Annotated in this window: 18 protein-coding genes; 11 read left to right on the top strand and 7 right to left on the bottom strand. The window is 69.8% G+C overall.

Going from position 1 to position 22,185, the window contains the following annotated elements; genetic code table 11:
- Window positions 1–195: 195 nt before the first annotated feature.
- From rplI to rpsF, 4 genes are all read right to left on the bottom strand, one after another.
- On the bottom strand, window positions 196–642 hold the full coding sequence (gene rplI / locus AB0I68_RS36340; protein ID WP_030292603.1) for a 50S ribosomal protein L9: 447 nt from the start codon (window positions 640–642) through the stop codon (window positions 196–198).
- Between the two features lie 18 nt (window positions 643–660).
- Window positions 661–897 carry a 30S ribosomal protein S18 gene (rpsR, locus tag AB0I68_RS36335; protein WP_005315025.1) on the bottom strand — a complete coding sequence of 79 codons (237 nt, stop codon included), beginning with the start codon at window positions 895–897 and terminating at the stop codon, window positions 661–663.
- Window positions 898–940: 43 nt separating this feature from the next.
- On the bottom strand, window positions 941–1,534 hold the full coding sequence (locus AB0I68_RS36330) for a single-stranded DNA-binding protein (protein ID WP_363181677.1): 594 nt from the start codon (window positions 1,532–1,534) through the stop codon (window positions 941–943).
- Window positions 1,535–1,607: 73 nt separating this feature from the next.
- Window positions 1,608–1,898 (bottom strand): 30S ribosomal protein S6, encoded by a 291-nt coding sequence (gene rpsF / locus AB0I68_RS36325; protein WP_004950685.1) that lies wholly within the window; start codon window positions 1,896–1,898, stop codon window positions 1,608–1,610.
- Window positions 1,899–2,149: 251 nt separating this feature from the next.
- Between rpsF and AB0I68_RS36320 the strand changes: the two genes are divergently transcribed.
- From AB0I68_RS36320 to AB0I68_RS36310, 3 genes are all read left to right on the top strand, one after another.
- On the top strand, window positions 2,150–2,464 hold the full coding sequence (locus AB0I68_RS36320; RefSeq protein ID WP_363181676.1) for a hypothetical protein: 315 nt from the start codon (window positions 2,150–2,152) through the stop codon (window positions 2,462–2,464).
- A gap of 142 nt (window positions 2,465–2,606) precedes the next feature.
- The gene (locus AB0I68_RS36315) at window positions 2,607–3,725 is read left to right on the top strand and encodes a peptidoglycan bridge formation glycyltransferase FemA/FemB family protein (RefSeq protein ID WP_363181675.1); all 1,119 of its coding nucleotides are present in this window, start codon (window positions 2,607–2,609) and stop codon (window positions 3,723–3,725) included.
- Window positions 3,726–3,791: 66 nt separating this feature from the next.
- The gene (locus tag AB0I68_RS36310; RefSeq protein ID WP_363181674.1) at window positions 3,792–4,823 is read left to right on the top strand and encodes an alanine racemase; all 1,032 of its coding nucleotides are present in this window, start codon (window positions 3,792–3,794) and stop codon (window positions 4,821–4,823) included.
- A gap of 27 nt (window positions 4,824–4,850) precedes the next feature.
- Here AB0I68_RS36310 and AB0I68_RS36305 read toward each other — a convergent pair whose 3' ends face one another.
- Together AB0I68_RS36305 and AB0I68_RS36300 are read right to left on the bottom strand one after the other, a co-directional pair.
- The gene (locus tag AB0I68_RS36305) at window positions 4,851–6,311 is read right to left on the bottom strand and encodes a glycosyltransferase 87 family protein (RefSeq protein ID WP_363181673.1); all 1,461 of its coding nucleotides are present in this window, start codon (window positions 6,309–6,311) and stop codon (window positions 4,851–4,853) included.
- An 87-nt stretch (window positions 6,312–6,398) separates the two neighbouring features.
- Entirely contained in the window at window positions 6,399–8,951 is a 2,553-nt protein-coding gene (locus AB0I68_RS36300) for a transglycosylase domain-containing protein (RefSeq protein ID WP_363181672.1), read from the bottom strand.
- 271 nt (window positions 8,952–9,222) lie between these two features.
- Between AB0I68_RS36300 and AB0I68_RS36295 the strand changes: the two genes are divergently transcribed.
- The 3 genes from AB0I68_RS36295 (at window position 9,223) to AB0I68_RS36285 (ending at window position 12,355) form a co-directional block, all read left to right on the top strand.
- A complete protein-coding gene (locus AB0I68_RS36295; RefSeq protein WP_363181671.1) occupies window positions 9,223–9,825 on the top strand; it encodes a helix-turn-helix transcriptional regulator in 603 nt (200 codons plus the stop codon).
- A gap of 49 nt (window positions 9,826–9,874) precedes the next feature.
- Window positions 9,875–10,957: an inositol-3-phosphate synthase gene (locus tag AB0I68_RS36290; protein WP_363181670.1), complete on the top strand. Its 1,083-nt coding sequence runs from the start codon at window positions 9,875–9,877 to the stop codon at window positions 10,955–10,957.
- A 105-nt stretch (window positions 10,958–11,062) separates the two neighbouring features.
- Window positions 11,063–12,355, top strand: a complete 1,293-nt coding sequence (locus AB0I68_RS36285) for an MFS transporter (RefSeq protein WP_363181668.1) — start codon at window positions 11,063–11,065, stop codon at window positions 12,353–12,355.
- A 28-nt stretch (window positions 12,356–12,383) separates the two neighbouring features.
- On the opposite strand, the gene AB0I68_RS36280 is transcribed toward AB0I68_RS36285, so the two are convergent.
- Complete coding sequence (locus tag AB0I68_RS36280; protein ID WP_363181667.1) at window positions 12,384–13,826, bottom strand: CCA tRNA nucleotidyltransferase; 1,443 nt, start codon at window positions 13,824–13,826, stop codon at window positions 12,384–12,386.
- Between the two features lie 184 nt (window positions 13,827–14,010).
- On the opposite strand from AB0I68_RS36280, the gene AB0I68_RS36275 reads away from it, so the two are divergent.
- The 5 genes from AB0I68_RS36275 to AB0I68_RS36255 all read left to right on the top strand — a co-directional run bounded on the left by AB0I68_RS36275 (window position 14,011) and on the right by AB0I68_RS36255 (window position 22,102).
- The gene (locus AB0I68_RS36275) at window positions 14,011–16,275 is read left to right on the top strand and encodes a DUF6049 family protein (RefSeq protein WP_363181666.1); all 2,265 of its coding nucleotides are present in this window, start codon (window positions 14,011–14,013) and stop codon (window positions 16,273–16,275) included.
- 46 nt (window positions 16,276–16,321) lie between these two features.
- Window positions 16,322–18,496: a murein biosynthesis integral membrane protein MurJ gene (gene murJ / locus AB0I68_RS36270; protein WP_363181665.1), complete on the top strand. Its 2,175-nt coding sequence runs from the start codon at window positions 16,322–16,324 to the stop codon at window positions 18,494–18,496.
- Window positions 18,497–18,613: 117 nt separating this feature from the next.
- Window positions 18,614–20,347 (top strand): protein kinase family protein, encoded by a 1,734-nt coding sequence (locus AB0I68_RS36265; RefSeq protein WP_363181664.1) that lies wholly within the window; start codon window positions 18,614–18,616, stop codon window positions 20,345–20,347.
- Between the two features lie 100 nt (window positions 20,348–20,447).
- Window positions 20,448–21,149 (top strand): RNA polymerase sigma factor SigM, encoded by a 702-nt coding sequence (gene sigM / locus AB0I68_RS36260; RefSeq protein ID WP_363181662.1) that lies wholly within the window; start codon window positions 20,448–20,450, stop codon window positions 21,147–21,149.
- Entirely contained in the window at window positions 21,146–22,102 is a 957-nt protein-coding gene (locus AB0I68_RS36255; protein ID WP_363181661.1) for a hypothetical protein, read from the top strand. Before sigM ends, AB0I68_RS36255 begins: the two co-directional genes overlap by 4 nt.
- Window positions 22,103–22,185: the final 83 nt, after the last annotated feature.

Raw genomic sequence — 22,185 nt, 5'->3', positions numbered from 1 at the left:
CGCGCCCGGCCCGCCCGCCGGGGGGGCGGGGCGGGGGGGCGCCCCGGCGAGCCGCCCCCCGTTTGTTCAGGTACACCCGCCCGCCCTGTTTCACGTGAAACAGCGGGTCCTGTTTCACGTGAAACAACGGCCGCCGATCCCCGGAAACGACGAAGGGCCGCACCCCACAGGGGTGCGGCCCTTCGTGTGCAGCCCTTAGGCGGCGACGACCTCGACGCCCACGTTCGCGGCGACCTCGGCGTGCAGACGCACGGAGACCTGGTACGAACCGAGGGTCTTGATCGGCGCAGCCAGCTCGACGCGGCGCTTGTCGACCTTCGGACCACCGGAAGCCTCGATCGCCGTGGCGATGTCGGCCGGGGTCACGGAGCCGAAGAGACGGCCGGCGTCACCCGAGCGGGTGGCCAGACGGACCTTCGTGCCCTCGAGCTTGGCCTTGACCTCGTTGGCCTGCTCGATGGTCGCGATCTCGTGGATCTTGCGGGCGCGGCGGATCTGCGCCACGTCCTTCTCGCCACCCTTGGTCCAGCGGATCGCGAAACCACGCGGGACCAGGTAGTTGCGAGCGTAACCGTCCTTGACGTCGACGACATCGCCGGCGGCACCGAGGCCAGAAACCTCGTGGGTCAGGATGATCTTCATTAGTCGGTCACCCTTTCCTTATCGCGCGGTGGACGTGTAGGGCAGCAGCGCCATCTCACGGCTGTTCTTCACGGCCGTGGCGACGTCACGCTGGTGCTGCGTGCAGTTGCCGGTAACGCGGCGGGCACGGATCTTGCCGCGGTCGGAAATGAACTTCCGCAGCATGTTCGTGTCCTTGTAGTCCACGTACGCGGTCTTGTCCTTGCAGAACGCGCAGACCTTCTTCTTAGGCTTGCGCACAGGCGGCTTCGCCATTGTGTCTCTCCTGTGTGATCAAGAAGTGGGGATGCGAGCTTCCCTAGAAGGGAGGCTCGTCCGAGTAGCCGCCGTTGGAGCCGCCGGAGCTTCCGCCCCAGCCGCCCCCGCCGCCCTGCTGCTGCTGACCGCCGGCCGGCGCGCTGGACGCCCACGGGTCGTCGGAGGGAGCTCCGCCGCCCTGCGGGGCGCCGCCGCTGGGGGCTCCGCCCCAGCCACCGCCGCCGCCCTGCTGCTGCTGGCCGCCGCCGTATCCACCCTGGCCACCGCGGCCGGTGGTCTTGGCGACCTTGGCCGTGGCGTTCTTCAGGCTGGGGCCGACTTCCTCGACGTCCAGCTCGTAGACCGTGCGCTTGACACCCTCACGGTCCTCGTACGACCGCTGCCTCAGCCGGCCCTGCACGATGACGCGCATGCCCCGCTGAAGGGACTCGGCGACGTTCTCGGCCGCCTGCCGCCACACCGAGCAGGTCAGGAACAGGCTCTCGCCGTCCTTCCACTCATTGGTCTGGCGGTCGAAGGTGCGGGGGGTGGACGCGACACGGAACTTCGCGACCGCCGCACCCGAGGGGGTGAAGCGCAGCTCGGGGTCGTCGACGAGATTGCCGACGACCGTGATGACGGTCTCGCCTGCCATGGATGAACCTCTCGGCGGGGATTTGCTGCTGGGCTGCTGTGCTACTCGGTCCCGATTACCGCTGAACCGAAGTTCAGTGGGTCTCGGGGCGAAGGACCTTGGTCCGGAGAACCGACTCGTTCAGGTTCATCTGTCGGTCAAGCTCCTTGACGACCGCAGGCTCGGCCTGCAGGTCGATGACCGAGTAGATGCCCTCGGGCTTCTTCTTGATCTCGTAAGCGAGACGACGACGGCCCCAGGTGTCGACCTTCTCGACCTTTCCGTTGCCCTCACGGACGACGGAGAGGAAGTTCTCGATCAGCGGGGAGACAGCGCGCTCCTCGAGATCGGGGTCGAGGATGACCATCACTTCGTAGTGACGCATGTGGAACCCACCTCCTTTGGACTCAGCGGCCACGGTCGTTCCGTGGCAGGAGGGTCGTGATGCGTACGCACGGCGTCCGAGAACAGACACCGCGCAGACCGTACAGACTACCTGCTCGACTCCTTCCGGTTGAAATCCGGCAGGAGGAGGCCACACTCTGTATGGATCGGGTGTGCTCGGTGCTATGCCCCCGGCTCCCGCCGGGGGCTGCTCCGCAGCACCGCTCTGCTTCAGCCAGGAGGTGCCTTCCGATGGCACAGGCAATGCGACCTCAGTCCTCCATCTCGCTCCTCGCGACCGACGGCAAGCCCCACCCGCTGCAGGACACGCTCATGGTGGTCACGCTGGTCCTCGGCGCCGTGGCGTTCGTCACGGGCTTCTTCGACAATCTGCACCTGCTCAGCTCGTGGACCGGGCTCGTCGGCATCCTGACCGGCGCGTACGGACAGTTCATCTCGGAGACGACACGCGAGCGCTTCGCGCTGATCATCGGGCTTGGCGCCTCGGGCGTGGGCTTCTATCTCGGCATGGCGCACGGCGGTCTCTTCGGCGGCTGGGCGGGCTGACCGGGGTACCTCCGCGACAGGGCGCCGGCCTCTCACCGGCCCGGGCCGGGCCAATGCCTGGCCCGTCCCCCAGATGGGTGGCGCCCTTGTCGCAGTAGGCTTCGCGCCATAGCCAGCGAAGCCGCCGGAGGAGACGCCCCGCATGAGCCTGTCCCTGAGGACCATCAGCCGAGAGCAGCATCTGGGATACCTCCAGAGCCTGCCCTCGGCTAGCCACTGCCAGGTCCCGGCGTGGGCCGACGTGAAGAACGAGTGGCGGTCCGAGAACCTCGGATGGTTCGACCAGAACGACGAACTGGTCGGCGCTGCCCTCGTGTTGTACCGGCAGCTGCCCAAGGTGAAGCGGTACCTCGCGTACCTTCCCGAGGGCCCGGTCATCAACTGGTACGCCCCGAATCTGGAGGAGTGGCTCCAGCCGATGCTGGCCCACCTCAAGCACCAGGGCGCCTTCACCGTGAAGATGGGCCCGCCCGTCGTGATCCGCCGCTGGAACTCGGCGGCCATCAAGGCCGGTATCCAGGACCCGAACGTCAAGCGCCTGCGTGACGTGGAAGCCTCGGTCATCGAGCCGCGCGCGTTCGAGGTGTCCGACAAACTGCGCCGGATGGGCTGGCAGCAGGCCGAGGACGGCGGCGCCGGATTCGGCGACGTCCAGCCCCGCTACGTGTTCCAGGTACCGCTGGCCAACCGCTCGCTGGACGACGTCCTCAAGGGCTTCAACCAGCTGTGGCGCCGCAACATCAAGAAGGCCGAGAAGGCCGGCGTCGAGGTCGTCCAGGGCGGCTACGACGACCTGCCGACCTGGCAGCACCTGTACGAGATCACGGCCGAGCGCGACAAGTTCCGCCCGCGCCCGCTCAGCTACTTCCAGCGCCAGTGGACGGCCCTCAACTCCGAGGACCCCAACCGGATGCGGCTGTACATCGCCACCCACGAGGGGGAGCCGCTGGCCGCCGCCACGATGCTCACCGTCGGCCAGCACGTCTGGTACTCGTACGGCGCATCCGCCAACCACAAGCGCGAGGTGCGGCCCTCGAACGCGATGCAGTGGCGCATGCTGCGCGATTCGTACGCGCTCGGTGCCAGCGTCTACGACCTGCGCGGCATCAGTGACACGCTGGACGAGAACGACCACCTGTTCGGCCTGATCCAGTTCAAGGTCGGTACGGGCGGCGAGGCCGTCGAGTACGTCGGCGAGTGGGACTTCCCGCTCAACAAGATGCTGCACAAGGCGCTCGACATCTACATGTCGCGCCGCTGACCTCCTGCCGCATCCCACACACCGCACCGCTGCACAGGCAGCTTTAAAGAGAGGCTCCGGACGGGCATGGCGCTCACGCTCTACGTCGACACCGCGCGCTGGCGTGCGCACCAGAAGCAGATCCAGGACCAGTTCCCCGGGATGATCCCGGTCTGCAAGGGCAACGGTTACGGCTTCGGCCACGAGCGGCTGTGCGAGGAGGCGACCCGGCTGGGCGCCGACGTCCTGGCCGTCGGGACCACGTACGAGGCCGCCAGCATCAAGGACTTCTTCGGCGGCGACCTGCTCGTCCTCACCCCGTTCCGGCGGGGCGAGGAGCCGGTGCCGCTGCCGGACCGGGTGATCCGCTCGGTGTCCTCGCTGGACGGGGTCCGCGGCCTGGTCGGCGCCCGCATGGTCATCGAGTGCATGAGCTCGATGCGCCGCCACGGCATCTCCGAGCAGGACCTGGGCCAGCTGCACTCGGCGATCGAGAACGTGCGGCTGGAGGGCTTCGCCCTGCACCTGCCGCTGGACCGCCCGGACGGCTCGGACGCCGTCGAGGAGGTCATCGGCTGGATGGACCGGCTGCGCGCGGCCCGGCTGCCGCTGCACACCATGTTCGTCAGCCACCTGCGGGCCGAGGAGCTGGCACGGCTGCAGCAGCAGTTCCCGCAGACCCGCTTCCGGGCGCGGATCGGCACCCGGCTGTGGCTGGGCGACCACGAGGCGACCGAGTACCGGGGCGCCGTGCTGGACGTCACGCGCGTCGCCAAGGGCGACCGGTTCGGCTACCGGCAGCAGAAGGCCGCCTCCGACGGCTGGCTGGTCGTGGTCGCGGGCGGCACCTCGCACGGGGTGGGCCTGGAGGCGCCCAAGGCCCTGCACGGCGTGATGCCGCGTGCCAAGGGCGTGGCCCGGGCCGGCCTGGCCACCGTGAACCGGAACCTTTCTCCGTTCGTGTGGGCGGGCAAGCAGCGCTGGTTCGCGGAGCCCCCGCACATGCAGGTGTCGATCCTGTTCGTGCCGTCGGACGCCCCCGAGCCGAAGGTCGGCGACGAGCTGGTGGCGCACCTGCGCCACACCACCACGCAGTTCGACCGGGTGCTCGACGCCTGAAGCGCACCCGGTCGGTGAAAGGGGCGGTCAGTCCCTGGGGGCCATGCCCCACTCGACCCGCTGTCCCTGCGAGGGCGCCGCGTCCTGCGGCGCCCTCGCGGCGTCCGACAGCACGAACACGTCCTCGGACCCGTCCAGGACCCCGCCGGACGGGTCGTCCGATCCGTCGCGGCGTACGACGTCCCGCTCGGGCATCAGGATGTCGCGCACGACCACCGCGCACAGGTAGAGGGTCGCCAGCAGGTGGGCGGCGATCGCCAGCTGGTAGCCCTCCACGGGCAGGCCCTGGTGCTTGTCCCCGCTGGTCGTGTAGGCGAGGTACAGCCAGATCCCGAGGAAGTAGACGACCTCGCCGGCCTGCCAGATCAGGAAGTCCCGCCAGCGCGGCCGGGCCAGCGCCGCCAGCGGGATGAGCCACAGCACGTACTGCGGCGAGTAGACCTTGTTCGCCAGGATGAAGGCGGCCACGACCAGGAAGGCCAGCTGGGCGAAGCGGGGACGGCGGGGGGCGGTCAGCGTCAGCAGTCCGATGCCCGCGCACAGCAGCAGCGTCAGGCCCGTCGCGTACGTGTTGGCGTCGTGCAGCGGGTTCCCGGAGCGCTGGGAGATGATCAGCCACACGGAGCCGAAGTCGATCGGGCGCTCCTGGCTGAACGTGTAGAACTTCTTCCACCCGTCCCAGGCGAGGAGCATGACGGGCAGGTTCACCACGAGCCAGGAGACGGCCGCGCCGAGGGCGGCGGAGCCGAACGCCCGCCACTTCCCGGCCCGCCAGCACAGCACGAACAGCACGCCGAGCAGCAGTACGGGATAGAGCTTGGCCGCGGTGGCCAGGCCGATGAAGACGCCGAAGAGCAGGGTCCGGCCGCGGGACCACATGAGCATCCCCGCGGCGGTCAGGGCGATGGCCAGCAGGTCCCAGTTGATCGTCGCGGTGAGCGCGAAGGCGGGCGCGAGGGCGAAGAGCAGCGCGTCCCAGGGCCGGCGGCGGTGGGTGCGGGCCACGCACACGGCGATGACCGCCGCGCAGGCCATCAGCATCCCCGCGTTGACCATCCAGTACATCTGCTCGCGGTGCTGCATGGAGCCGCTGCCGGGGGTCAGCCAGGACGCGACCTCCATGAAGAGCCCGGTGAGCACCGGGTACTCCAGGTACTCCATGTCGCCGGGCAGCCGGTCGAAGTAGGGCGTGAGCCCGTCGGCGAAGCCGCGTACGGCGAACAGGTGCGGGATGTCGGAGTAGCAGGCGTGGGTGTACTGCGAGCCTGCTCCCCGGAACCACGCCCAGTCGTAGCAGGGCAGCTTCTGGACCATGCCGAGCGCGAACATCCCGAGGGCGAAGAGGACCACCACGCGGACCGGGGTCAGCCAGTGGCCGCCCAGCCGGGCGTAGCGGCCCATCGGGCCGCCGAGGAACTCGCTGCCGGCCGCGGCGACCTCGTCCTGCTGGGTGGGCAGTACGGGCCGGTCCTCGTGCACCTTGGTCATGCGCTCATCCTGCCGTACGGGGCCGGGCATGCGGGAGGGCCGCCGCACCGTGTGCGACGGCCCTCGTCGGAGCAGGGGGGAGGCGGGTCAGCCCGAGGTCCCCACCGAGGTCCCCCAAGTGGTGCCGCCTGGTCGGCCCGGTTTACCCGATGGCGTCGGCGATGGCGATCCGCTGGATCCGCCGGCGCCCCCGGTGGTGGTGCCGCTGGTGGGCGGGACGCAGTACAGCTCCCACGGCTTGCAGGACGGCTTGCCGCCCTTCGACGGGGTCGGGGAGACCGGCGGCGAGGAGCTTGCCGAGGGCGAGGGCATCGACGCGGACGGCGACGGGGAGAAGGACGGGGTCGGCGAGGGGGCACCGGAGGCATCGGCGGTGACGCCGATCTTGTCGGCCTCCGGGAAGTCCTTGACCGGGGCGCCCTTGAGGGCTTCCTTCATGTACTCGGTCCAGATCGCGGCCGGGATGTCGCCACCGTGGATGGAGTCGATGCCGCCGACGCCGTTCATGGAGATCAGCTTCTTGTCCGCCGAGTTCGGGTCGGTACGGAACAGGGTGACCGAGGTGGACAGCTCCGGGGTGTAGCCGACGAACCAGGCCGACTTGTTCTGGTCGGTGGTTCCGGTCTTGCCGGCGGCGGGCCGCCCGAGCTTCTTCGCCTTGGTTCCGGTGCCGTTCTCGACGACGTTGCGCAGGACCTTGGTGATGTTGTCGGCGATGGAGTTGTCCATCGCCCGCTGCTCCTTGGGAGCCCCGAAGCCGGGCAGCTCCTTGCCGTCCTTCTCGACGCTGGTCACCGAGAACGGCTCGTGGTGGGTGCCGGAGGCGGCGAAGGTGGCGTACGAGTCGGCCATGCGGATGGCGCTCGGGGTCGAGGTGCCGAGGGCGAACGAGGCGTCGTCGTTCGGGTTCATCGAGTCCTTGAGGATGCCCGTGGCCTGGGCCACATCCCGGACCTTGCTGTGGCCGACGTCGAAGACGAGCTGGGCGAACGGCACGTTGATGGACTTCTCCATCGCCTCGTTGAGGGTCACGTATCCGTAGGGGTAGCTGCTCTCGTTCTTCTGCTTGAACGGCTTGCCGGAGGCGTCCCGCAGCGGCTTGCCGTCGCGGTTGTTGATCACGGTCAGGTCGTTCGCGTTGTACTTGCTGTCGGCCGAGATGCCCTCGCCGTTCGAGTTCTGGGTGCCGTACTGCATCGCGGCCGCCAGGACGTACGGCTTCCAGGTAGATCCGACCGGGACGCCGACGGTGTTGGCGTTGTTGCTGAAGTACTTCTTGTCCATGCCCGGGCCGCCGTACAGAGCCACGAGCGCCCCGGTCTTCACGTCCACGGAGGCGGCGCCGAACTGGACGAAGGTGTCGTACTCGGGACGGGCCTTCTCGTCCAGGAAGTCGTTGCGGGTCTCCTCGACGGCCTTGACCAGGGCGTCCACCTTCGGCTTCTGGAAGGTGGTCCTGATCTGGTAGCCGCCGCGGGCCATCTCGTCGGCCGTGATGCCCGTGACCTTCATCACGTACTGCTTGGCCGTCTCGACCAGGTAGCCGGTCTGGCCGGACAGGCTGCGGGCCTGCTCGGAGTCGACGATCTTGGGGAACTCCTTGTACTGGTCCCGGTCGGCCTTCTGCATCCGGCCCACCGCGACCTCGCGGTCCAGTACCCAGGCCCAGCGCTGCTTGGCCCGCTCGGTGTTCTTCTCGGGGGTGGCCGCGGCACCGATGCCGCCGTCCGGGTTGTAGAGGTTGGGGCCCTTGAGCATGGAGGCCAGGAAGGCGCTCTCGGACGGCGTGAGGTCCTTGCAGTCCTTGCCGAAGTAGGCTCGCGCGGCCGCCTGGATGCCGTACGCGTCCCGGCCGTAGTAGGCGGTGTTGAGGTAGCCCGCGAGGATCGTGTCCTTCTCCTCGGACACGCCCAGCTTTATCGAGATGAAGAGCTCGGTGACCTTCCGCTTCAGCGTCTGGCCGGAGTCCAGGTACGTGTTCTTCACGTACTGCTGGGTGATGGTCGAGCCGCCCTGGGTGGAGCCGCCCTTGGCCATGTTCCACACGGCGCGGGCGATACCCATCGGGTCGACGCCCTTGTCCGTCTCGAAGGACTCGTTCTCCGCGGAGATCACGGCGTTCTGCATCGACAGCGGGATCTTGTCGATGCCCACAATCTGCCGGTTCATCGAACCGCCCGTGGCCACCATCTGGGTTTTGTCCGCCCAGTAGAAGACGTTGTTCTGCGCCTGGGCCGCCTTGTTCGGGTCGGGCTTGTTCACCGAGGCGATGCCGATGCCGGCGCCCGCCGTGATGAGGGCGAAGAAGCCGAGGATCGTGCCGCAGACCAGCTTCCACGACGGCACGAACCGCTGCCAGCCGTTCTTGTCGGAGCGCGGGTAGTTGATCAGTCGCTTGTCCGGGCGGCCCGAGCCGCGGCCGGCGCCGCGTCCGCGGCCTCCGGATCCGCTGGGAGCGGCCCGGCGCGCCCCGGCACGCCCGGCGCGGCCCGGCGGCTCTGCGTACGGTCCGCTGTGTGACGCGGTGGGGACGTCACGTGCGGGCCCGGCGCCCCGACCAGGGCGCTGCTGGGCGGCCCGGCGGGCCGCGGTGCGTCCGCCGTCCTCGGGCTGCGGCGGTTTACGGCGGTGCTCGCTCATCGAACGACTACTCCTCGGGCAGGCGAGTGGCCTGGAAGCGGCAGGTGAATTCCGGTTCCCCCGTTGTCATGGCCCACAGACTACGCACGCTCAAAACCCGAACAGTGCCGAAGTTCACCCCAAATCAGGCAAGTCGCCTGGTACGAATTGGTGATGTGACACCGGTCACCACATCACCCCTTGTCGCCGAAGACGGCCCGTTCTATCGTCTGGATGTATCGAGCCGATACATCAGCTCGGTATAAAACTCAGGGGCGAAGGAGGCAGGCGGATGAGCAGGCGCTCAGGCATCCTCGAGTTCGCCGTCCTCGGCCTGCTTCGCGAATCCCCCATGCACGGGTACGAGCTCCGCAAGCGGCTCAACACCTCGCTGGGGGTGTTCCGGGCGTTCAGCTACGGAACGCTCTACCCCTGCCTCAAGACGTTGGTCGCCAACGGCTGGTTGATCGAAGAACCGGGCAACGCCCCGGAAGACGCTCTCGCCACTTCACTCGCAGGGCGCCGAGCCAAGATCGTCTACCGGTTGACGGCCGCAGGTAAGGAGCACTTCGAGGAGCTCCTGGCCCACACGGGTCCCGACGCCTGGGAGGACGAGTCCTTCGCCGCCCGCTTCGCTTTCTTCGGTCAGACCGAGCGGGAAGTGCGCATGCGGGTCCTGGAGGGCCGCCGCAGCCGGCTGGAGGAGCGCCTGGAGAAGATGCGCGCCTCACTCGCCCGTACGCGGGAGCGCCTCGACGACTACACGCTTGAGCTGCAGCGGCACGGAATGGAGTCCGTGGAGCGCGAAGTGCGCTGGCTGAACGAGCTCATCGAGAGTGAGCGGGCGGGACGGGATCGGAGACGACCCGGTCCGCCCGACGAAACTGCAAAGTGAGGTCTGCATCTCGCAGGCCTCGTCCGAGAACAAACAGGGAGCAACCGGAATGGGTTCGGTTCGCGTAGCCATCGTCGGCGTGGGCAACTGCGCCGCCTCGCTGGTGCAGGGCGTCGAGTACTACAAGGACGCCGACCCGGCGGCCAAGGTCCCCGGTCTGATGCACGTCCAGTTCGGCGACTACCACGTGAGTGACATCGAGTTCGTCGCCGCGTTCGACGTCGACGCGAAGAAGGTCGGCCTCGACCTCTCGGACGCCATCGGCGCCAGCGAGAACAACACCATCAAGATCTGCGACGTCCCCAACGCGGGTGTGACCGTGCAGCGCGGCCACACCCTGGACGGCCTGGGCAAGTACTACCGCATGACGATCGAGGAGTCCGCCGAGGCCCCGGTCGACGTGGTCCAGGTCCTCAAGGACCGCGAGGTCGACGTTCTGGTCTGCTACCTGCCCGTCGGCTCCGAGGCCGCGGCGAAGTTCTACGCCCAGTGCGCCATCGACGCCAAGGTCGCCTTCGTCAACGCCCTCCCGGTCTTCATCGCCGGCACCAAGGAGTGGGCGGACAAGTTCACCGAGGCCGGTGTCCCGATCGTCGGCGACGACATCAAGTCGCAGGTCGGCGCCACCATCACGCACCGCGTGATGGCGAAGCTGTTCGAGGACCGCGGTGTCCGTCTTGAGCGCACCATGCAGCTCAACGTCGGCGGCAACATGGACTTCAAGAACATGCTCGAGCGCGACCGCCTCGAGTCGAAGAAGATCTCCAAGACGCAGGCCGTCACCTCGCAGATCCCCGACCGTGAGCTCGGCGAGAAGAACGTCCACATCGGCCCGTCCGACTACGTCGCGTGGCTCGACGACCGCAAGTGGGCCTACGTCCGCCTCGAAGGCCGCGCCTTCGGCGATGTCCCGCTGAACCTCGAGTACAAGCTCGAGGTGTGGGACTCCCCGAACTCCGCCGGTGTCATCATCGACGCCCTGCGCGCCGCGAAGATCGCCAAGGACCGCGGCATCGGTGGCCCGATCCTGTCGGCCTCGAGCTACTTCATGAAGTCCCCGCCGGTGCAGTACTTCGACGACGAGGCCCTGGCCAACGTCGAGAAGTTCATCAAGGGCGAGGTCGAGCGCTAGGTCGGACCCCAAGGGTCTCCGGACACCTGGTCTTCGACTGTTCTTCCGCGGAGGGTCCCCGGGCAATGTGCCCGGGGACCCTCCGCGTATGTGACCCTTGCCCTCATGCCTGTCGTACGTGATCTGCGCGTACTCCTGCGCCTGAGGGACTTCCGCAACCTGCTCGCCGTACGGCTGCTCTCCCAGGCGGCCGACGGCGTGTACCAGGTGGCGCTCGCCACCTACGTGGTGTTCTCCCCCGAGAAGCAGACCTCGCCCGCGGCGATCGCCTCGGCCATGGCGGTACTGCTGCTGCCGTACTCGGTGATCGGCCCCTTCGCCGGGGTGCTGCTCGACCGCTGGCGCCGCCGCCAGGTCTTCCTCTACGGCAACCTGCTGCGCGCGTTCCTCGCCTGCATCACCGGCGTCCTGATCGTCGCGCACGTCCCCGACTGGCTCTTCTACGCCTCGGCCCTGTCGGTGACCGCCGTCAACCGCTTCGTCCTGGCCGGGCTCGCCGCGTCCCTGCCCCACGTCGTCGACCCCGCCCAGCTGGTCACCGCCAATTCGCTCTCACCCACGGCCGGAACGCTCTCGGCGGTCGCCGGAGGAGGGCTCGCCTTCCTCGTCCAGCTGCTGGCCTCCGACTCCAACGCCGTGGTGGTGCTGCTCGGCGCCGGGCTCTACCTCTGTGCGGCCCTGGTCTCGCTGCGCCTGGCCGTGGGGCTGCTCGGACCGGACCACCCTGCCGGACGGGTCCACCCGTCGGTCGCCGAGGGGGTCGCCCTGACCGTTCGCGGCATGGTCGAAGGGCTGCGGCACCTGGTCTCCCGGCGCGAGGCGGCCCAGACGCTCACCGCCATGACCCTGATGCGCTTCTGCTACGGGGCCCTGTTCGTGATGCTGCTCACGCTCTGCCGCTACTCCTGGTCGGACACGGAGTCCGCCGGCCTCGCCCTGCTGGGCATCGCCGTCGGCGTCTCCGGGGCCGGGTTCTTCACGGCCGCCGTCGTCACCCCCTGGCTGGTGGGCCGGCTGGGCACCCGCGGCTGGATCACGGCCTGCTCCGCCGGGGCCGCGGTCCTGGTGCCCCCGCTCGGTCTGTCCTTCACGCCCGGACCGATGCTGGTGGCAGCCTTCGTACTCGGCCTCGCCACCCAGGGCGCCAAGATCTCCACCGACACGGCCATCCAGTCCCATGTGGACGACGACTTCCGCGGCCGCGTGTTCTCCGTCTACGACGTGCTGTTCAACATCGCGTTCGTGGGTGCGGCCGCCGTGGCCGCCCTCATGCTCCCCGCGGACGGGCAGTCCGTCCAGCTGATCGTGAGCGTGGCCGTCCTCTACGCGCTGACGGCGGTCTACCTGAAGCGGCGGGGCGATGTTTCACGTGAAACATCGCCCCGCACGAAAGCGTGATGCACCCTCGGGGGTGGCCGCCGCCGTATCAGGCCTGCGCGGCCCACCATTCCTTGAGGGCTCCGACGGCGGCGTCGCGCTCCATCGGGCCGTTCTCCAGCCGCAGGTCCAGCAGGAACGCGTAGGCCTTGCCGATCACCGGCCCGGGGCCGACGCCCAGAACCTGCATGATCTCGTTGCCGTCCAGGTCGGGCCGGATGGCGTCGAGCTCCTCCTGCTCCTGCAACTGCGCAATGCGCTCCTCGAGACCGTCATAGGTGCGGGAGAGGGCATTGGCCTTGCGCTTGTTGCGGGTGGTGCAGTCGGACCGGGTCAGCTTGTGCAGGCGGTCCAGGAGCGGGCCGGCGTCGCGGACGTAGCGCCGCACCGCGGAGTCGGTCCACTCGCCGTCCCCGTAGCCGTGGAAGCGCAGGTGCAGCTCCACGAGCCGGGACACGTCCCTGACCATGTCGTTGGAGTACTTCAGCGCGGTCATCCGCTTCTTGGTCATCTTCGCGCCCACCACCTCGTGGTGGTGGAAGGAGACCCGGCCGTCGCTCTCGAACCGGCGGGTCCGCGGCTTGCCGATGTCGTGGAGCAGGGCCGCCAGCCGCAGCACCAGGTCCGGGCCGTCCTGCTCGAGCGCGATCGCCTGCTCCAGCACGATCAGCGAGTGGTCGTAGACGTCCTTGTGCCGGTGGTGTTCGTCACTCTCCAGGCGCAGCGCGGGCAGCTCGGGCACCACGTGGTCGGCCAGCCCGGTGTCCACGAGCAGGCCCAGGCCCGTGCGGGGGTGCGCGGACAGCAGCAGCTTGTTCAGCTCGCCCTGTACCCGCTCCGCCGAGACGATCTCGATCCGGTCGGACATCGCCTTCATCGCCGCCACGACCTCGGGGGCGACCTCGAAGTCGAGCTGGGCGGCGAAACGCGCCGCACGCAGCATCCGCAGCGGGTCGTCGGAGAAGGAGTCCTCCGGGGTCCCGGGAGTGCGCAGAACGCCCGCCTGGAGGTCCTCCAGGCCGCCGTACGGGTCCACGAACTCCTTCTCCGGCAGCGCGACCGCCATCGCGTTCACGGTGAAGTCGCGGCGGACCAGGTCCGCCTCGATCGAGTCGCCGTAGGAGACCTCCGGCTTGCGCGAGGTGCGGTCGTACGACTCCGAGCGGTACGTGGTCACCTCGATCTGGAAGCCGTCTTTCTGGGCTCCGACGGTGCCGAAGGCGATACCGACGTCCCACACCGAGTCGGCCCACGGCCGGACGATCCTCAGAACGTCCCCGGGGAGGGCGTCGGTGGTGAAGTCGAGGTCGTTGCCGAGACGCCCGAGCAGCGCATCGCGTACGGACCCGCCGACCAGGGCGAGGCGGAAGCCCGCGTCGTGGAACCGGCGGCCGAGCTCGTCGGCGACAGGGGCGACCCGCAGCAGTTCACTGACCGCGCGGTGCTGCACCTGACTCAGGGCACTGGGGTTGTCTTCGTTGGCGTTCGGCACAACAGAAAAGGGTACGTGCCCGGCCCGGCGAGGGCTTCCCCGTTTGTGGCCACCCCGGACTGCGGCGCCCCCCGGGTGGCCACGATCATGTGGAGCAAGGCGCGGCACTCGCGCACAGCGGGTCTCGTTACCATGCGTGGACGCACAGACGACGACCACTGACACTTCGAGGGACGGGCAGCGCGTGGCCGAGGCGGCAGACATCCAGGGGGGACCCCCCGCACCTGCCCGGCGCCGCTGGCTGCGGCGCGCAGTCGTTCTGCTGGCCGGGACCCCCGTGCTGGCCGCCCTGGTCTACTCGCCCGCCCCCGCCGCCCAGGCCGCCGAGGCGGGTGCCGTCGACGTGCAGCTGACCGAGATGGCTCCCGCGGCCCCGGTCAAGGGCGACACCCTCACCATCCAAGGCAGCGTGGTCAACAACGGCCGCGAGACGATCACCGGCGCACACGTGGGCCTGCGGGTCGGGCCCGCGCTGGGCGACCGGGCCTCCATCGACGAGGCGGCGGAACGCGCCGGTTTCCGGGCCGGCACTGATCCCGGTGAGATCGACCAGGCCTACGCCGTGAAGATCGCCTCGCTGCCGTCGAAGGGCAGGCAGGACTTCACCCTCACGGTCCCGGTGAACAAGCTGGAGCTGGACAAGGACGGCGTCTACCCACTCGGCGTCTCGCTGTCCGGGGAGACCGAGAGCCGCTCGTACGAGCAGGTCCTCGGCATCAAGCGGACCTTCCTGCCCTGGCAGCCCGAGGCCGCCGCCAAGCGCTCCCAGCTCACCTACCTGTGGCCGCTGATCTCCACCACGCGCCTGACCGCGGAGACCGGCTCGGACGAGGTGCAGACCCCCGTCTTCCTCGACGACTCCCTCGCCGGGGAGCTCAAGTCCGGCGGGCGCCTCCAGCAGATGGTCGCCCTCGGCAAGGACCTGCCCGTCACCTGGGTCATCGACCCCGACCTGCTCTACACGGTCGACGCCATGACCAAGGGCTACCGGTTCCGCACGCCGGACGGCCGGATCGTCCAGGGCAAGAACAAGGCCGTCGCCGAGCAGTGGCTGAGCTCCCTGGAAGCCGCGGTCCAGGGCAAGAAGATCGTGGCGCTGCCGTTCGCGGACCCGGACATCGCCTCCCTCGCCCACCAGGGCAAAGACGTCTCGGGCACCCTCGGCCAGCTGCGGCCGGCCACCGACAAGGCGAAGCAGGCCGTGGAGACGGTGCTGCACGTCACCCCGTCCACCGACTTCTCCTGGCCTGTGGACGGCGCCATCGACCCGTCGATCGTCAACGTGGCCACCTCGGCGGGCGCCCACAACGTCCTCACACGCAGCGACAGCCTCCAGGAGACCGGCGCCCTCGGCTACACCCCCTCGGCCGCCCGCCCCATCGGCGCGGGCACCACCGCCGTCGTCGCCGACGCCGATCTCTCCACGGCCTTCGAGGGCGACATGCTGAGCGCCGGGAACTCCACCCTGGCCGTACAGCGTTTCCTCGCCCAGAGCCTCGCCCTGAACCTGCAGAAGACCGACAACCAGCGCAGCTTCGTCGTGACCCCGCAGCGGATGCCGTCCTCCAGCCAGGTGCAGACGATGGCCGCCGCCCTACGGGGTCTGCAGGCGGGCCGCTGGACCCAGCCGGCCGACCTCGACGCCGCAGCCGCCGCCAAGCCCGACACGGGCGTCAACACCCAGGTCCCGGGCGCCGGCCAGTACCCCGATGCGCTGCGCAAGACGGAGCTCCCGGTCTCCGCCTTCGAGAAGATCCGCACGACCCAGAACACCCTCGACCACTTCAAGGTGATCCTCACCGCGCCCGACCGCGTGGAGATCCCCTTCGGCAACACCACCAACCGCGAGATGTCCACCTCCTGGCGGGGCCGCCCCGAGGAGGCCCGGCTCTACCGGGACCAGGCGCAGGAGTACCTGATCGGCCTCACCGAGAAGGTCAAGGTCGTCCCCAAGTCCGACGCCACCCTGTCCGGACACAGCGCGACGATCCCGGTCAGCGTCCAGAACAGCCTCGTCCAGGACGTCCACAACCTGGTCCTGCGGGTGAAGTCCGCCAACCCGACCCGCCTGATGTTCGGCGACAGCGGCCAGGCCGAGCAGGAAGTGACCGTCCCGGGCGGACACAGCCAGACGGTCAAGTTCACCGCGAACGCCACCGCGAGCGGCCCCGTCGAGGTCACCGCGCAGCTCTTCACCACGGACGGCGTGCCCTACGGCAAGGAACGCAAGTTCACCGTCGAGGCCACCGAGATCACGCCCACCGTCATGCTCGTCATCGCCGGCGGCGTCCTCCTCCTCGTCCTGGCGGGCATCAAGATGTACGCCAGCCGCAAGCGCGTCGCGGCCCGCGCGGCCGCCGGGGAGAGCACGCAGCCGAGTGACGAGACCCCGGACACCGGACCGCAAAGCACCGGGCCGTCCGGCACGGGTGAGACAGTGGACCGTTGAGCGATGCCATGGCCGGTCGGCCTGGGGACGATGAGGTGGGGTTTCGATGAACGCGCCGTACGACGGTGACCGCGCGCAGGGCACTGGTGGGCCCGCGCCCTCCCAGGGCACTGCCCCGGGCACCCCGGTGCCCGGGCAGGTTCCCGTGCCTGCGCCCGCTCCGGACCGCGACCCGTATGTCCAGGACGCCTACGACCACGACCCCTACCGGTCGCAGGACCTGTCGGCCCAGGATCCCGTCGCCGAGGTGCTGTACGACCGCGCCTCGCACCCTCCGCCGCCGCCCGGCACCTACCAGGAGCCCGGCCCGCTCTACGCGGCGCCGCAGGCCCCTGCGCACGCCCCCGACCCGCACGTCTGGGCCCAGACCCCGCCGCCCGAGCCGGGCGGACCCTCCAGGCACCTGCCCTACGGCGACCACGCGACGACCACCCAGTTCGTCGGAGTGGACTCCCTGGTCACCAAGGCGGCGGACGAGCAGCCCGAGCCCGACGCCTTCGCGCACCTCTACCGGGACCAGCAGGGGACTCCCGGCACTCCGGCGGAGGACGCCCCCGTCGCCGTGCCGGCACCGAGCAAGCCCGCCGGCCGCGCCTCCAGCCTGCTCAAGTCCAGCGCGCTCATGGCCGCCGGCACGATCGTCTCCCGCATCACCGGCTTCCTGCGGACCCTCGTCATCGCCGGTGCCATCGGCGTCGGCACCTTCAACGACACGTACCAGATCGCCAACACCCTGCCGACGATGATCTACGTGCTGGTCGGCGGCGGCGCGCTCAACGCCGTCTTCATCCCGCAGCTGGTGCGGGCCATGAAGCAGGACGACGACGGAGGCGAGGCCTACGCCAACCGCCTCCTGACCCTCGTCGTGGTCCTGCTGGCCGCCATCACCACCATCTGCGTCCTTGGCGCACCCGTGTTCATCACGATGATGTCGCCGAAGCTCGCCTCCGACCCCCAGCAGATGGACGTCGCGGTCGCCTTCGCCCGCTACTGCCTGCCGACCATGTTCTTCATGGGCGTCCACGTGGTCCTCGGTCAGATCCTCAACGCACGCGGCCGGTTCGGCGCGATGATGTGGACCCCCGTCCTCAACAACATCGTCGTCATCGCCACCTTCGGCGCCTTCATCTGGGCCTTCGGCGGTTTCACCACCTCTGGCGTCAGCGCCACCACCGTCACCGCCGACGGCGTCCGCCTGCTCGGCCTCGGCACCCTTCTGGGCCTCACCGTCCAGGCTCTCGCGATGCTGCCCTACCTGCGCGACGCCGGCTTCAGGCCGCGCCTGCGCTTCGACTGGAGGGGCCACGGCCTCGGCAAGGCCGCCCGCCTGGCCAAGTGGACGTTCTTCTTCGTCCTGGCCAACCAGATCGGCCTCGTCGTGGTGACCCAGCTCGCGACCTGGGCCGGATCCGTGGCCGAGAAGCAGGGCCACCCCGGTACCGGCATCACCGCCTACAACTACGCGCTGCTGCTGTGGCAGATGCCGCAGGCCATCATCACCGTCTCCGTCATGACGGCCGTCCTGCCCCGTATTTCCCGCTCCGCCCACGACGGGGACGCCGCCGCCGTCCGCGACGACATCTCGTACGGGCTGCGTACCTCGGCCGTCGCGATCGTGCCGTGCGCCTTCGCGTTCCTCGCCCTCGGCGTCCCCATGGCCACGCTGCTGTACGCCGGTTCCGGTTCCGGCGCCCAGAACATCGGCTACGTCCTGATGGCCTTCGGCCTCGGGCTCATCCCGTACTCCGTCCAGTACGTCGTCCTGCGCGGGTTCTACGCCTACGAGGACACCCGGACGCCCTTCTACAACACCGTCATCGTCGCCGCCGTCAACGCGGCGGTCTCCACCGCCGCGTTCTTCGTGCTCCCCGCACGCTGGGCTGTCGTCGGCATGGCGGCCGCCTACGGCCTCGGCTACACCGTCGGCGTCGGTGTCGCCTGGCGGCGCCTGCGCAACCGGCTGGGCGGCGACCTGGACGGCGCCCACGTGATGCGCACCTACGCCCGTCTCACCGGCGCCTGCGTCCCCGCGGCCGCCGTGGGCGGCGCAGCCGCCTACGCGGTCACCCAGTGGCTCGGCGGCGGAGTCACCGGCTCCCTCGCCGCGTTGGCCGCCGGCGGTGTCGCGCTGGCTGCCGTATTCCTCGTGGCAGCCAAGAGGATGCGCATCGAAGAGCTCAACGCCATGGTCGGAATGGTTCGCGGACGCATGGGGCGCTGATGCGCACAACCGTCGGACCCCTTCGCGTGTCGTGCATAGGGCCAGACTGTGGGCACAATTGGCATGGCTTCGCAGACTGGCCGACAGCGCGTAACGGATGGGGAGGCAGGAACGACGGTGGCGGAACGTAGCACGGCTGCCGTCGACGTGGCCGACAACGGCGGCAACGAGCCGCCGGCCGCAGATGCGGCGAAGGCCACGGCCGACGGGGTGGACACCCAGAACGGACGAGCCGCGGACGGACCCATGCCCGAAAAGGACGGCGAACGCAGAAAAGCGGCACCTGCTGCCGCCCCCGAACTTCACAGCGGCCACAAGCTCGCCAGGCGCTACCGCCTCGAAGAGTGCGTCACCCGTCTGGACGGATTCAGCAGCTGGCGCGCGATGGACGAGAAGCTGCGCCGGGCCGTGGGCGTCCATCTGCTGCCTGCCGACCACCCGCGGGCCCGCGCCGTCCTGGCCGCCGCCCGCTCCTCCGCGCTGCTCGGCGACCCCCGGTTCGTCCACGTCCTCGACGCCGTGGAGGAGAACGACCTCGTCTACGTCGTCCACGAGTGGCTGCCCGATGCCACCGAGCTGACCGCGCTCCTCACCGCGGCTCCCCTGGAGCCCCACGAGGCCTACCAGCTCGTCAGCCAGGTCTCCCAGGCCATGGCCGCCGCGCACCGCGAAGGCCTGGCCCACCTGCGTCTGACGCCCAGCGCCATACTGCGCACCTCCACGGGCCAGTACCGCATCCGCGGGCTCGCGGTGAACGCCGCCCTGCGCGGCATCACCAGCGACACCCCGCAGCGCGCGGACACCGAGGCCATCGGTGCACTCCTGTACGCCGCCCTGACCCAGCGCTGGCCGTACGAGGTCGACGCGTACGGCCTCACCGGCCTGCCCAAGGGCGTCGGCCTGATCGCCCCCGACCAGGTCCGCGCCGGGGTGCACCGGGGGCTGGGGGAGCTCGCCATGCGCGCGCTCGCCAACGACGGGGCCACCGCCTCCCGTCAGGAGCCCCCCTGCACCACCCCGGAGGAACTGGCCAAGGCCGTCGCCGCGATGCCCCGCATCCGGCCGCCGGAGCCCGCTTTCACCGCGCCTCCCGAGTACCAGCACACCACCTACCAGCAGGGCAGCTACGGCCGTCCGCCGGCGCGCCCCGGCGCGCCGGTCACCCACGCCATGCCCGTCCCTCCGCCGCCCCCGCTGCAGAGCCGTACCGGTCGCGTCCTGAAATGGGGCGTCGCCGCCCTGCTCATCGCCGCGCTCGGCCTGGGCAGCTGGCAGCTCGCCGACACGCTCCTCGACCGCACCAAGGGCGACACCGGCAGCAACGGTTCCAACCAGCAGCCCAAGGCCGACGACACCTCCAAGGAGGTCAAGCCGAGCAGTCCGGGCAAGGCGCTGCACATCGGCAACTCCACGGTCTTCGGCAAGGACCCGATCAAGGCGGAGGACGCGGGCAAGGCCGTCGACAGCAACGCCGACACCGCCTGGATCACCAAGGTGTTCTACGGCTTCCCCAACTTCGGCAACCTGGACAGCTACGCCGACGGCAGCGGCATCATCGTCGACCTCGGCAGCGTCCAAGAGGTGGCCGGCCTCGAAGTCGACCTGTACGCGGCGGGGCAGAAGGTCGAGGTGCGGGCCGCCCCTCCGGAGGCCTCTTCGGCGCGCTCCATCTCGGACTTCTCCCACGAGGTCGTCAAGCTGACCACCGCGGGAAAGAACCTGAAGACCACCCTGGAGACCCCGCTGAAGACCCGCTTCCTGGTGGTCCACATCACCTCGCTGCCCCCCGACGGATCCGGCGGTTACCGGGGCGGCATCAACGAGATCAAGGTACTCGGCACAGCCGAGTAGGACTGGGCCGCGACAGATACGAGGCCGCTGTGCCGACTGCGTAGCGGCCCTCGTATTCGTCCCGCCCGACCCGTACGCTCCCTTCCGGAGGGGAGGTGTGATGCACGAGGCGACGACCGGTGGGCACAGCGACAAGGAGCTGCTGGCGCTGCATGCCGCCGGTGATCCCGACGCCTTCGGTGAGCTCGTACGGCGCCACCGCGATCGGCTGTGGGCCGTGGCCCTGCGCACCCTCGGCGACCGCGAGGAAGCCGCCGACGCCGTGCAGGACGCCCTCGTCTCCGCCTACCGGGCCGCGCACACCTTCCGCGGGGAATCGGCCGTCACGACCTGGCTGCACCGCATCACCGTCAACGCCTGCCTCGACCGGGCCCGCAAGGCCGCCTCCCGCAGGACCTCGACCCTCGATGACACAGACCGCCTGGAGCGCCTCCTGGAGCCCCATGAGTCCGCCGAGGCCCCCGCGGAGCGCCAGGAGCTCCACCGGCAGCTCCTGGCCGCCCTCGGCACGCTCCCGGCCGAACAGCGGGCCGCCCTCGTCCTCGTCGACATGCAGGGATACCCCGTCGCCGAAGCCGCCCGCATCCTCGACGTCCCCACCGGCACCGTGAAGAGCCGGTGCGCGCGCGGCCGGGCGAAACTCGTCCCGATGCTCACTCATCTGCGCTCGAACGCCGGGGATAACACCGCCTCCGAGCGGGGAAGGAACCGGACGCCGGGGACACCCGTCCCACCAGCGGCAGACCCCAGTCAGCCAGCCCCAGACGCAGACACGGTGAAGGGCGGAGGTGGACGAACGTGACTCCCGCAGCCGGCACGATCCGGCACCCTGACGTCTCGGAGATCTCCGACCTGACCGAAGGGCTCCTCTCCCCGGTCCGGACCGCCGAGGTGCGCCGCCATCTGGGCGACTGCCCGCTGTGCGCCGATGTCCACGCCTCCCTGGAGGAGATCCGTGGGCTGCTCGGCACCCTGCCGGGGCCGCCCCGGATGCCCGCCGACATCGCCGGGCGCATCGACGCGGCCCTCGCCGCCGAGGCGCTCCTCGACTCCACCACGTCCACCACGCCCAGAGCCGAGGCCACCCCGGCCTCCGGGTCCGCAACCCACCTCGATGTTTCACGTGAAACATCGCCTGCCGCCCCCGTCGGGCCGGGCAGTCGGCGGCCCGCCGGTCACCCGGCCGGAGCAACCGGCCCCGGGCGCCGTCGCGCCCGCCGCCGGATCACGGTCATCGCCGGCCTGGCCGGAGCGGCCGCCTGTGCCCTCGGCATCTTCCTTGCGGTCAACCTGCTCGGAACCGGCTCCCCTGACACCGCCGCCCGCAAATCCGGGACGAGCGCGGCGGCCGCGGCCCCCGCCGACGGTACGTACACCGCGCAGGGCCTCCAGGACAGCGTCCGCAGGATCCTGGCCCCCGGACAGGGCGCCAAGACCACCCCGCAGGGGGAGCAGCAGAACAACACGTACGGGTTGGAGAACACCACTCCCTCTCCGAGGCTGGTTCCCGGCGACGGCAACCGCACCGAACCCTCCGCGGTCCCGTCGTGTGTCCAGGGCGCCACAGGTCGCCCCGACACCCCGCTCGCCGCCGAACGCGGAAGCTACGGGGGCGCCGAGGTCTATCTCCTCGTCCTGCCGCACCCCGGCGACCCCGCCCGTGTGGATGCCTACCTCGTCAGCGCCGGCTGCGCGGACACTCCCTCGGCCGAGTCCGGCAAACCCCTGCTGACCAGGACCTACCCCCGAAGCTGACACCTTGAGGTCCGTACAGGGGCAGGCCGGGAATGCATGCGCCGTAGGATCCGTTGGGTGGGGTGGGACTTCACACCGGCCCC

The sequence above is a fragment of the Streptomyces sp. NPDC050448 genome, assembly GCF_040655295.1.
Taxonomy (GTDB): domain Bacteria; phylum Actinomycetota; class Actinomycetes; order Streptomycetales; family Streptomycetaceae; genus Streptomyces.
This window is presented reverse-complemented; position numbering and strand designations above follow the sequence as displayed.

Excerpts from the sequence above, each read along its gene's own strand:
- AB0I68_RS36330 (WP_363181677.1), bottom strand. The coding sequence starts at position 1,534 with ATGGCAGGCGAGACCGTCATCACGGTCGTCGGCAATCTCGTCGACGAC.
- rplI (WP_030292603.1), bottom strand. The coding sequence starts at position 642 with ATGAAGATCATCCTGACCCACGAGGTTTCTGGCCTCGGTGCCGCCGGC.
- sigM (WP_363181662.1), top strand. The coding sequence starts at position 20,448 with ATGCACGAGGCGACGACCGGTGGGCACAGCGACAAGGAGCTGCTGGCG.
- AB0I68_RS36285 (WP_363181668.1), top strand. The coding sequence starts at position 11,063 with ATGCCTGTCGTACGTGATCTGCGCGTACTCCTGCGCCTGAGGGACTTC.
- AB0I68_RS36290 (WP_363181670.1), top strand. The coding sequence starts at position 9,875 with ATGGGTTCGGTTCGCGTAGCCATCGTCGGCGTGGGCAACTGCGCCGCC.
- AB0I68_RS36305 (WP_363181673.1), bottom strand. The coding sequence starts at position 6,311 with ATGACCAAGGTGCACGAGGACCGGCCCGTACTGCCCACCCAGCAGGAC.
- AB0I68_RS36295 (WP_363181671.1), top strand. The coding sequence starts at position 9,223 with ATGAGCAGGCGCTCAGGCATCCTCGAGTTCGCCGTCCTCGGCCTGCTT.
- murJ (WP_363181665.1), top strand. The coding sequence starts at position 16,322 with ATGAACGCGCCGTACGACGGTGACCGCGCGCAGGGCACTGGTGGGCCC.
- AB0I68_RS36310 (WP_363181674.1), top strand. The coding sequence starts at position 3,792 with ATGGCGCTCACGCTCTACGTCGACACCGCGCGCTGGCGTGCGCACCAG.
- AB0I68_RS36300 (WP_363181672.1), bottom strand. The coding sequence starts at position 8,951 with ATGAGCGAGCACCGCCGTAAACCGCCGCAGCCCGAGGACGGCGGACGC.
- rpsF (WP_004950685.1), bottom strand. The coding sequence starts at position 1,898 with ATGCGTCACTACGAAGTGATGGTCATCCTCGACCCCGATCTCGAGGAG.
- AB0I68_RS36320 (WP_363181676.1), top strand. The coding sequence starts at position 2,150 with ATGGCACAGGCAATGCGACCTCAGTCCTCCATCTCGCTCCTCGCGACC.
- AB0I68_RS36315 (WP_363181675.1), top strand. The coding sequence starts at position 2,607 with ATGAGCCTGTCCCTGAGGACCATCAGCCGAGAGCAGCATCTGGGATAC.
- rpsR (WP_005315025.1), bottom strand. The coding sequence starts at position 897 with ATGGCGAAGCCGCCTGTGCGCAAGCCTAAGAAGAAGGTCTGCGCGTTC.